The 11,246-nt window shown below is 41.9% G+C and carries 8 protein-coding genes; 1 reads left to right on the forward strand and 7 read right to left on the reverse strand.

Annotated elements, in window-relative coordinates:
• Positions 1 to 49 precede the first annotated feature (49 nt).
• The 5 genes from thrB to QM867_RS05505 form a co-directional block, all read right to left on the reverse strand.
• On the reverse strand, positions 50 to 919 hold the full coding sequence (gene thrB / locus QM867_RS05485) for a homoserine kinase (RefSeq protein WP_414284381.1): 870 nt from the start codon (positions 917 to 919) through the stop codon (positions 50 to 52).
• 1 nt (position 920) lies between these two features.
• Positions 921 to 2,207, reverse strand: coding sequence for a homoserine dehydrogenase (locus QM867_RS05490; protein ID WP_414315304.1), 1,287 nt, complete (start codon positions 2,205 to 2,207; stop codon positions 921 to 923).
• Between the two features lie 140 nt (positions 2,208 to 2,347).
• Positions 2,348 to 3,070 carry a peroxide stress protein YaaA gene (gene yaaA / locus QM867_RS05495; protein ID WP_414315305.1) on the reverse strand — a complete coding sequence of 241 codons (723 nt, stop codon included), beginning with the start codon at positions 3,068 to 3,070 and terminating at the stop codon, positions 2,348 to 2,350.
• A 45-nt stretch (positions 3,071 to 3,115) separates the two neighbouring features.
• The gene (locus QM867_RS05500; RefSeq protein ID WP_248035228.1) at positions 3,116 to 3,526 is read right to left on the reverse strand and encodes a peptide deformylase; all 411 of its coding nucleotides are present in this window, start codon (positions 3,524 to 3,526) and stop codon (positions 3,116 to 3,118) included.
• A 108-nt stretch (positions 3,527 to 3,634) separates the two neighbouring features.
• Positions 3,635 to 6,319, reverse strand: coding sequence for a cation-translocating P-type ATPase (locus QM867_RS05505; RefSeq protein ID WP_414315306.1), 2,685 nt, complete (start codon positions 6,317 to 6,319; stop codon positions 3,635 to 3,637).
• Positions 6,320 to 6,585: 266 nt separating this feature from the next.
• Here QM867_RS05505 and QM867_RS05510 point away from each other — a divergent pair, with 266 nt between their 5' ends.
• On the forward strand, positions 6,586 to 7,776 hold the full coding sequence (locus tag QM867_RS05510; protein ID WP_281335354.1) for a cation diffusion facilitator family transporter: 1,191 nt from the start codon (positions 6,586 to 6,588) through the stop codon (positions 7,774 to 7,776).
• A gap of 40 nt (positions 7,777 to 7,816) precedes the next feature.
• On the opposite strand, the gene scrK is transcribed toward QM867_RS05510, so the two are convergent.
• Complete coding sequence (scrK, locus tag QM867_RS05515; RefSeq protein ID WP_414315307.1) at positions 7,817 to 8,704, reverse strand: fructokinase ScrK; 888 nt, start codon at positions 8,702 to 8,704, stop codon at positions 7,817 to 7,819.
• Between the two features lie 307 nt (positions 8,705 to 9,011).
• Positions 9,012 to 10,895, reverse strand: a complete 1,884-nt coding sequence (locus QM867_RS05520; RefSeq protein ID WP_414315308.1) for a sucrose-specific PTS transporter subunit IIBC — start codon at positions 10,893 to 10,895, stop codon at positions 9,012 to 9,014.
• Positions 10,896 to 11,246: the final 351 nt, after the last annotated feature.

An 11,246-nucleotide genomic window follows, 5' to 3' on the forward strand; every position in this document is an offset into this window, starting at 1 on the left:
AAGGATAGGAAGCCCTCTAATAGAGAGTTTCCCCATCCTATCGCTATATTTATTTTTCTTCAACGCGCACGCCTTGTGTGTCTACTTGCAAATCATGAAGCTTGCCTTTGAACGGTTGTTTTTCAAGCTCTGCCTTAATCTTCGGCATCTTATCAGGCTCAGCTAGAACCATGACCGTAGGCCCAGCACCAGACAAGTAGGTCGCATAAGCACCGTTTCTCTTAGCAACTTTTTTAATTGTCGCAAATTCTCGCACCAAATCTTGACGATAACGCTCGTGGAAAAGGTCACTCTCGATAGCTTGGCCAGCTTTGACCATATCTCCTGTCAGTAGAGCTGCGATAGCCACATTGGCGATAGAACTTGCTGCAACAGCTTCCTTGTATGATAATTTCTTAGGCAAGACACCACGACTATCGCGAGTTCGCAATTCATAGTTTGGAATATAAGCTAGGAAAGCACACTCTGGGAAGGGTGCTACCACTGCTGAAACCTGATCTTCGACTGAGCTCGCAATGACCAGATTACCATAGATAGCCGGCGCAACATTGTCAGGATGCCCTTCGATCTTAGTCGCCAATTGCAATTTTTCATGCTGGCTTAGCTTCAAATTTCCAAGTTGGTTTGCTAGTTCAATCCCTGCAACGATGACCGAGCTCGATGAACCTAGCCCACGTGCAAGAGGAATATCGCTGACCATCTTCAGACGTCTTGGTTGTAAGTCTGGAACAATTTGTAGAGCAATCTTCAGCAAAAGATTACGTTCATCACGTGGAATCCATTTACCTAATTGGTGCTCGATCATCCATTCTTCACGTTCTTCACAAACCTGAATTTCTAGATACTTGGTTACAGCTACACCAACCGAGTCAAAACCTGGACCCACATTGGCACTTGTAGCAGGTACAATAATCTTCATCTTAGTCTCCTAAAACCTTGAAGGTGTTGAGAAGTTCAAATTCAGCTACACCCTTCAAAGCTGCTGTAATATTTTCAAGTTGTGCCTTGTTGATTTTATGAGTGATGATGACAACACGAGCCTTGCCTTCTTGCTTACCATCTTGCAAGATTTGCTTGAAGGAAATATCTTCTGCATTAAAGAGCTCAGCCAATTTCAAGACTTGACCTTTTGAATCTGGAGCCAAGATTGAGAAATAGTAGTTGGCTTTGACATCTTCTGGCTGAGCCAAAACAAGGTCACGATGATATTCGTTGAAGGCTTTTCCAATTGTACTGTCATTCAAACGACGAACGATACGAACGATATCAGCTACGACACTCGTCGCAGTTGGTTTTTGTCCGGCACCTGGTCCGTAGTACATAGATTCACCGATACCAATAGACTCCACAAAGACTGCATTCATGACACCATTGACACTTGCAAGTGGGTGAGCCTTAGGAAGGAAGGTTGGTGTAACCTCGGCAGCGATTCCAGATGGTGTTTCTTCGATAGAACCTACTAATTTAACCACATACCCAAGATCTTGGGCAACTGCCACATCCTCTGGAGTGATGTTGCGGATTCCTTGATGGGCCACATCTTCAAATTTGACATTCATTCCAAAAGCAAACTGGCTGAGGATGACCATCTTGTAGGCTGCATCAATCCCGTCAACGTCATTGGTTGGGTCGCTCTCAGCAAAGCCAAGTCGTTGGGCTTCTGCTAAAGCATCCTCGTAAGACCAACCTTCGGTTACCATTTTAGTCATCATGAAGTTAGATGTTCCGTTGACAACACCAAGAACACGTGTGATTTTGTCTGATGCTAGTGAGTTAACCAAGGTACGAAGGATTGGAATTCCTCCCGCAACAGCTGCTTCATAGTAAAGAGCAACATTATGAGCTTTGGCAATCTCAAGCAATTCTGCACCATGAACAGCCAAAAGATCCTTGTTGGCTGTCACAACGTGCTTCCCTGCTTCTAAAGCACGAGTGATAAATGTTTTAGCAGGTTCGATACGTCCCATCAACTCAACAACGATTGTGATGTCTTTGTCTGACAAGATTTCGTCGATATTTGTTACAAAATTAAAATCATTTCCTGCCTCAAGCAAGCGTGCTTTTTCTTCATCGTCTTTGACCAAAACCTTGGCTACTTCAATTTCTGAATGTGCTGCTTGAACGATTTTTTCTCCATTTTCCTTTAGTAAGAATGGTACACCACTGGCTACTGTACCAAATCCAAGTAAAGCAATCTTAACTGACATGTTTGTCTCCTTGAAATTTTCTAATAGTCCTATTATACCAAAATTGTGAGAAAATTCCTACCATTCTGAACTAAAAATAGAAGCGTCAAATCATAAAAAAGCCTGCCCTGATACAACCTAGGACAGACTCTATTTTCAATCTATTTCACAAAAGCCAATTCCTTGCCAGTAGACAGGTCTTCTTGATAACGGAAACCTGCAAAGCTGAGCTTTTTGATTTCTTCTACCGAAGTCACCTGATTTTCCATAAAGGCTGTTAAGAAAGCACCTCTAGCTTTCTTTGAAATGGTTGAGTGGACTTTAAGTTTTCCATCTCTGTCTTCCATAAACTTAAAGGTCACCATTTGCTCGCGAACCTCTTTAGGGAAGACAGTTTCAAATTCCGAAGACAAGAGTGAAAAGATTAGTTCTTCACCCTTCACCGACTCTTCATAAGCTGACTGCCAGTGACTTTTCAGGGTTTTCCCAGCGATTTTAAGCTTCATCAAAAAGTCCAGTCTGTGAGGTGCAATCGGTGCAAAGGCTGGAATCACACCATAGAGAGCTGATGTTATCATGAGGTGTTTCTCCAGATAGGCTTGCTCTTTCTTGGTTAGATTTTCTCGTTTAATGTTGCGATACATAAGTCCATCAAAGAGGTGCAAGGCTGGATAGTTTCTAGCCGTTCCATTTTTCAAGGCTTGGATATGGTCATACTCCTCTTGCGCCTTTTCGGCAGAGATTTTATAAAAACTCTCTAGTTCTTGGGCAGAATATCTAGCTAATTCATCCAGAACAGCCTGACTCTCAGGAGACAAAGGTTTTGCCTCTAAACTAGGAACATTTGTATTCATTTCTTTTGCGGTTGGGATTAGAATTTTCATAGTCTTAGTGTAGCATATTTTTCTAGGAGCACCAAGGATTTGAGCCTAAATAATACGACCTTCCAAATGATCCAATTCATGCTGACAAATCTGCGCTGGAAAGCCTGTCAGGGTAATGGTCTGCTCTTGCCAATGAATATCTCTGTAACTTACTGTAATTTTTTCATATCGAGTTGTTGGTCTCACGCCTGTCAAAGACAAACAACCTTCCTCGGTCTCGTAAGGCCCTTCAAAAGACTTGAGAACGGGATTAAACATAACCATAGGAATCATGCCGATATTAAAAATAATGACACGTTTTCGTACCCCAATCATATTGGCTGCTAGTCCAACACAGGTCTCACGATTGGCCTGTAGGGTATCTTGTAAATCCTTTGCTAGGGGTAAATCCTCCTGACTAGCAGGCTGAGATACCTGCGATAAAAACATCATATCTTTGACAATTTTCTTTTCCAAGATTCTTTCCTCCATACCATATCATTATCTTTGATTATAGCACAAAATCTTTGGCAGTTTATCTTTATATAAATAAAAAGCCATCCGAAGATGACCTTTCATAAGTGATTAAATCGCGTTTTTATCTTTTCCAAGTGCTCGTTGAACTGCTTTAACAATCTCAACAAGGACCACAATCATAAGTGCTCCTACGGCAACAACCATCCATTGAGTCAAGCTCAAGTGTGACACGTGGAAGAGATTATTAAATCCAGGAACCAAAATTGTCACCACAAAGAGGACAAAGGCAACTGGGATAGACCAGTTAAAGGTCTTGTTCGTAAAGAGTCCCACTTTAAAGATTGATTGGTAAACCGACTTAACGTTAAAGGCATGGAGCAATTGAATCAAACCGAGAGTTGCAAAAGCCATGGTAAGGGCATCCGCATGGATTTCTGCATGACTTTGGTGCTCTGGGAAGAGAAGAGCCCAACCATAAACACCTAAAACGAGCATCGTTTGGAAGATCCCTTGATAAATGATTGCTCCGAATACACCACCGTCAAAGAAGTTAGATTTACGTCCACGAGGTTTGTGGGTCATCACGCCTGGCTCAGCTGGTTCAACACCAAGAGCGATGGCTGGAAGCGTATCTGTTACCAAGTTAATCCAGAGAAGATGCACTGGTTGCAACACATCCCAACCAAATAGGGTTGCGAAGAAGATGGTGAAGACTTCAGCCATATTGGCAGACAAGAGGTATTGGATAGATTTTTGGATATTTGAGAAGACCTTACGTCCTTCTTCAACCGCTACGATAATGGTTGCAAAGTTGTCATCGGCAAGGACCATATCAGAAGCACCCTTAGAAACCTCTGTACCAGTAATTCCCATACCGATACCGATATCAGCTGTCTTCAGTGATGGCGCGTCATTAACTCCATCACCAGTCATGGCAACAACCTTACCTTCTTTTTGCCATGCTTTCACGATACGAACCTTATGCTCAGGTGATACACGAGCGTATACAGAGTATTGTTTGAAGACTTTTTGGAATTCTTCATCAGAAAGTTCATTCAACTCAGCCCCTGTGAAGACATGGTCTTCTGTATCATTTGGATCGATGATACCAAGACGTTTAGCAATAGCTTCTGCTGTATCTTGGTGGTCACCCGTGATCATGATTGGACGAATACCCGCTTCCTTAGCGACACGAACAGCTTCTGCTGCTTCAGGACGTTCAGGGTCAATCATACCGACCAAACCAGAGAAGATAAGGTCAGACTCAACGATTTCAGATTCCAAGGTTGGGATTTCGTTGCTGGTCTTATAAGCCATCATCAAAACACGAAGAGCTTGTTTAGCCAAGTCTTTGTTGGTAGCAAGGATAGCATTTTTATCTTCTTCTGTGATAGGACGAACTTCCCCATTAACTTCAATACGAGTCACACGTTTGAGCAATTGGTCAGGAGCACCCTTAACAGCGATAAAGTAAGTACCGTCTGCTTCCTTATGGATCGTAGACATAAGTTTACGTTCTGAGTTAAATGGTAATTCTGCCACACGTGGCTCATCCTTCAAAACTTCACGAACGTCAAAGTTGTGGTCCAAACCAAACTGTACCAAGGCAGTCTCCGTTGGATCTCCAATCAATTTACCAGATGGATCCACCTTTGTATCATTGGCAAAGTTCATGATACGAAGGGTATTGTTGCTAGGAGCAATCTCAGCTGCAGAGCTTTGCAATTGACCGTTGGTGTAAACCTTCTCAACCGTCATTTGGTTCATAGTCAAAGTACCTGTTTTATCAGATGCTATGATTTCTGTTGAACCAAGCGTTTCAACCGCTGGCAATTTACGAACAATCGAATTACGTTTGGCAAGGGTTGTAGTTCCCAAAGATAGAACGATGGTTACAATGGCAGGAAGTCCTTCTGGAATAGCCGCAACCGCAAGAGCAACCGCAACCATCAAGCCTTCTAATGGATGTTCACCACGAACGAATACACCAACCAAGAAAGTAATAACGGCAATCACAATAATCAAGTAAGTCAAGGCCTTAGATAATTGTTCCAAGCTTTGCTTCAATGGTGTTTCAGTTTCGTCTGCGTTGGCTAACATATCCGCAATCTTACCAACTTCTGTATACATACCAGTGTTGGTCACGACCCCAATACCACGACCGTAAGTTACGTTTGAGTTTTGGTAACCCATGTTAACACGATCCCCGATACCAGCATCTGCTTCAACAAGTCCAGTCACATCTTTTTCAACTGGCACAGACTCCCCTGTAAGAGCTGCTTCTTCAATTTTAAGGGAAGCTGCTTCAAACAAACGCATATCTGCAGGCACGACATCTCCCGCTTCAAGCAGGACGATGTCACCAGGTACCAATTCTTTTGAGTCAATCTCAATCACATGACCATCACGACGAACACGAGCCATCGGGCTAGACATATTTTTCAGAGCTTCAATGGCTGCTTCTGCTTGCCCTTCTTGGTAAACCCCAAAGGCTGCATTCAAGACAACAACGGCCAAGATGATAATGGCATCTGTTAAACCGTCCATTCCTTCTGTAATGACAGAAAGTGCCGCCGCCGCTAGTAAGATGATGATCATCAGATCCTTAAATTGATCAAGGAATTTAGCTAGTAGGCTACGTTTTTCGCCCTCTTCTAACTCATTTCGACCATAAGTCGCTAAGCGTTCTTGAGCTTGAGCAGTTGACAAACCTTCAACAGATGAGTCCAGATTCTTTAGGACTTCCTCAGAAGATTGTGTGTAAAACAAATCTTTATTTTGTTCTTTTGACAAAACAGTCTCCTCCTTTTTGGCCTCTTTTTACAAAAAAAGAGACCTGTTTTTTAAAAAAACAAGTCTCGCTGTTTAATATAGTGCCGGAAATAATTCGTAATGACGACACTATCGCGGTTAACCGCCAGCTACTCCCTTGAGTAGTTCTATTATATCAGAAATTCAAAAGTTTTCAAGTGTTGGAGTGGAATGAGTCACCTCCATTTGAATTTTCCTTACAAAACCAGTATAATGATAGAATACAAAAATTCTAGGAAGAGAGTCAGATGAATCAATCAGTTTCAAACTTGAAATTAGCTGAGCGAGGTGCTATTATTAGTATCTTGACCTACCTTTTCTTGTCAGCAGCTAAGTTAGCAGCGGGCCACCTCCTTCACTCGTCCAGTTTGGTGGCGGATGGTTTCAACAACGTTTCTGATATCATCGGAAATGTTGCCCTCCTCATAGGGATTCGATTGGCCCGACAGCCAGCAGATAGAGACCATCGTTTCGGTCACTGGAAAATCGAGGACTTGGCAAGTCTCATCACTTCAATCATCATGTTCTATGTTGGTTTTGATGTTCTTCGCGATACGATTCAAAAGATTATCAGTCGCGAAGAAACTGTGATTGACCCACTTGGAGCGATTTTGGGAGTGGTTTCTGCAGTGATTATGTTTGGAGTCTATCTCTACAACACTCACCTCAGCAAGCAATCCAAGTCTAAGGCACTGAAAGCAGCTGCCAAGGACAATCTATCAGATGCGGTCACTTCACTCGGAACCACCATCGCCATCCTAGCCAGCAGTTTTAACTTCTCTCTCGTGGATAAATTGGTTGCCATCGTTATTACCTTCTTTATCCTCAAGACTGCCTATGATATCTTTATCGAGTCATCCTTCAGCCTTTCAGATGGTTTTGATGAACACTTGCTCGAAGATTACCAAAAGGCTATCATGGAAATCCCTAAGATTAGCAAGGTCAAATCACAACGCGGTCGTACTTATGGAAGCAATATCTATCTGGACATTACTCTCGAGATGAATCCAGACCTCTCCGTTTTTGAAAGCCACGAAATTGCCGATCAGGTTGAATCCATGTTATCAGAACGCTTTGGCGTCTTTGATACCGATATTCATATCGAACCAGCACCGATTCCTGAGGATGAAATTCTTGATAATGTCTATAAAAAATTGCTCATGAGAGAGCAACTAATTGACCAAGGAAATCAATTGGAAGAATTACTGGCTGAAGATTTCATTTATATTCGCCAAGACGGACTAGAACTAGACAAGGAAGCCTATAAGGAGGAAAAAGAATTAACCACTGCTATCAAAGAGCTTCACTTAACGTCCATTAGTCAGAAGACAAAACTCATCCGCTATCAGATAGGTGATACTATTCATACAAGTATCTGGCGCAGACATGAAACTTGGCAAAATATATTCCATCAGGAAACGAAAATTGAAAAAGACTAAAGAAAGAGGCCGGGATAAATCTCGACCTCATTTTTTATACTTATTTTGCTACGCTCTTAGCAAGAACGAAGTTTCCAAGTGTAGCTGAACCATTACCTGAAACAGCTGGTGTTACGATATAGTCACGCACATCCGGAACTGGTAGGTAACCATTGAGCAAGGATGTGAATTTCTCACGTACACGGTCAAGCATGTGTTGTTGGGCCATAACACCACCACCAAAGACGATGACATCTGGACGGAAGGTTACAGTTGCATTTACAGCTGCTTGAGCGATATAGTAGGCTTGAACATCCCAAACAGAACTGTTGAGTTCGATGTTTTCACCACGAATTCCTGTACGAGCTTCTAAGCTTGGACCAGCCGCAAAACCTTCTAAACATCCCTTATGGAAAGGACAAACACCGTTGAATTCTTTTTCAATATCCATTGGGTGTTTAGCCACATAGTAGTGTCCCATCTCAGGGTGACCCACGCCACCGATAAACTCACCACGTTGGATGACACCTGCACCGATACCTGTCCCGATTGTGTAGTAAACCAAGTTCTCGATACGGCCACCAGCATTGTTACGGGCAACCACTTCACCGTAGGCAGAGCTGTTTACGTCTGTAGTGAAGTACATTGGCACGTTTAGGGCGCGACGAAGGGCAGCAAGTAAGTCCACATTTGCCCAGTGAGGTTTTGGAGTTGTTGTGATAAAGCCATAAGTTTTTGAGTTTTTGTCAATATCAATGGGACCAAATGAACCAATTGCAAGACCTGCAAGATTATCAAATTTTGAAAAGAACTCGATGGTTTTATCGATTGTCTCGATAGGAGTTGTTGTTGGAAATTGTGTTTTTTCTACAATGTTAAAGTTTTCATCACCGACAGCACAGACAAATTTTGTACCGCCCGCTTCCAAGCTTCCATATAATTTTGTCATGATAAACCTCTAGTTTTTATTTTCTCTATTATAGCATATTTCAAGAAGGAAAGTTGCTCTATATTTTAGTTTTTCCTCTGTAAATTTTACGATTCAATCAAAAACGAACAAACATGACATTTGTTCGTTTTTTGATCTATTAAATCGAAAGTAGTGTACTCAATGAAAATCAAAGAACAAACTAGGAATCGAGCTGCGGATTGCTCAAAGCACGGCTTTGAGGTTGTAGATAGAACTGACGAAGTCAGTAACACATACATACGGCAAAGCGAGTATGACGCAGTTTGAATTTGATTTTCGAAGAGTATTAAGCTTTAACTTCAATGACTGCATCACCCTTAGCAACTGATCCAGAAGCAACTGGATTTACTGAAGCAAAGTCTGCAGTGTTTGTCACGATAACCATAGTTGTGTTGTCAAGACCTGCAGCAGCAATCTTAGCTGAGTCAAATGTTCCAAGAACATCTCCAGCTTTAACCTTGTCACCTTGGGCAACTTTATGGTTGAATCCTTCACCGTTCATTGAAACAGTGTCGATACCAACGTGAATCAAGATTTCAGCTCCGTTTGCTGTTTTCAAACCATAAGCATGCCCTGTTGGGAAGACGATTGTCACTTCAGCATCAGCTGGGGCGTAAACAACATCTTGACTAGGTTTTACAGCGATACCTTGTCCCATAGCTCCACTTGAGAAGACTGGGTCATTAACATCTGAAAGAGCAACTACGTCACCAACGATTGGTGTTTGGATGACACCTTCGCTAGGTGCAACAACAGTACCAGTTACTGCTTCGTCAGCCAAACGTTCAGTTGTAGCTTCTGAAGCCACTTCTGCTTCATCTTCATAACCAAACATGTAAGTAAGAGCAAAACCAAGAGCGAATGATACAGCTACCATAAGAAGGTATTGTGGAAGTTGTCCGTTACCAATGTAGAGCATTGTACCTGGGATGATTGTGATACCATTACCAGTACCAGCAAGACCAAGGATAGATGCCAATCCACCACCGATTGCACCAGCGATCAATGAAAGGAAGAATGGTTTACGGAAACGCAAGTTAACCCCAAAGATAGCAGGCTCAGTAATACCTAGGAAGGCAGAAAGAGCAGCTGGGAAAGCAAGTGTTTTAAGTTTTGGATTTTTAGTTTTAACACCAACGGCTACTGTTGCAGCACCTTGAGCAGTCATGGCAGCTGTGATGATAGCGTTGAATGGGTTAACATGGTCAGCAGCAAGCAATTGAACTTCAAGCAAGTTGAAGATGTGGTGAACACCTGATACGACGATAACTTGGTGAACTCCACCAATCAAGAAACCACCAAGACCAAATGGCAAGTTAAGGATAGCTTTTGTTCCAAGAAGGATATAGTTTTCAACAACGTGGAAGACTGGTCCGATAACAAACAAACCAAGAATTGACATTACGAGGAGTGTTACGAATGGTGTTACCAAGAGGTCAAGAACATCTGGAACAACCTTACGAACAGCTTTTTCAAATTTAGCTCCGACAACCCCGATGATGAAGGCTGGAAGAACTGAACCTTGCAAACCAACAACTGGGATAAATCCGAAGAAGTTCATAGCAGTTACTTCTCCACCAGAAGCAACAGCCCAGGCATTTGGAAGTGAACCTGAAACGAGCATCATACCAAGAACGATACCAACGGCTGGGTTACCACCGAATACACGGAAGGTTGACCAAACAACCAAACCTGGCAAGATGATGAAGGCTGTGTCAGTCAAGATTTGAGTGTAAGTTGTCACATCTTCTGGAAGTGTCATTCCAAGAGCATTCAAGAGACCACGAACACCCATGAAGAGACCAGTTGCTACGATAACTGGAATGATTGGAACAAAGACGTCACCAAAAGTACGGATGGCACGTTGGAACCAATTTCCTTGTTTAGCAGCTTCTGCCTTCATCTCATCCTTAGATGTCGTTGGCAAACCAAGAGCTCCGACTTCATCGTACATCTTGTTAACTGTACCTGTACCAAAGATGATTTGGTATTGACCTGAGTTAAAGAAAGCACCTTGAACTTTTTCCAAGTTCTCAATAGCATCTTTGTTAATCTTCGCTTCATCTTTCACCATAACACGAAGGCGAGTAGCACAGTGAGCTACACTGTTAACATTCTCACGTCCGCCCAAGGCTTCGATGACTTTTTTTGCAATTTCTGTATTGGTCATTTGCAAAAATCTCCTTATAAAAAAATTTGTTCTTGTTTGAAAGCGATTTTACTCGCCCCACGAATATTATTCTATCACGTTTAAAAAATATGTCAAGCGTTTTGCAGAAAAAATTTTGCTATTTTTTATTTTTTGATTGTTTTTGCTATTTTTTTCATCAACACAGCCATAACACCCTCTAAAATCAAGGTTTTTACTTTAAAGTTTTTCAAAAACTTTCATATTTTCATCATTTTCCATAAAATTACGTTTCCAAACTCTGTCAATCGTTTGACATTTTTTTCTTTAATTTAGTGTAAAAGACTTGCTTTTTTATAAGGAAACGTTTACTATTAAGATAGTAGAATTTAT

The sequence above is a fragment of the Streptococcus infantis genome, from assembly GCF_047463635.1.
In the GTDB taxonomy this organism is placed as follows: Bacteria; Bacillota; Bacilli; order Lactobacillales; family Streptococcaceae; genus Streptococcus; species Streptococcus infantis_W.

Bases quoted from the DNA above. Each gene is read 5' to 3' on its own strand.
- QM867_RS05520 (WP_414315308.1), bottom strand. From the start codon at position 10,895: ATGACCAATACAGAAATTGCAAAAAAAGTCATCGAAGCCTTGGGCGGA.
- thrB (WP_414284381.1), bottom strand. From the start codon at position 919: ATGAAGATTATTGTACCTGCTACAAGTGCCAATGTGGGTCCAGGTTTT.
- scrK (WP_414315307.1), bottom strand. From the start codon at position 8,704: ATGACAAAATTATATGGAAGCTTGGAAGCGGGCGGTACAAAATTTGTC.
- yaaA (WP_414315305.1), bottom strand. From the start codon at position 3,070: ATGAAAATTCTAATCCCAACCGCAAAAGAAATGAATACAAATGTTCCT.
- QM867_RS05490 (WP_414315304.1), bottom strand. From the start codon at position 2,207: ATGTCAGTTAAGATTGCTTTACTTGGATTTGGTACAGTAGCCAGTGGT.
- QM867_RS05510 (WP_281335354.1), top strand. From the start codon at position 6,586: ATGAATCAATCAGTTTCAAACTTGAAATTAGCTGAGCGAGGTGCTATT.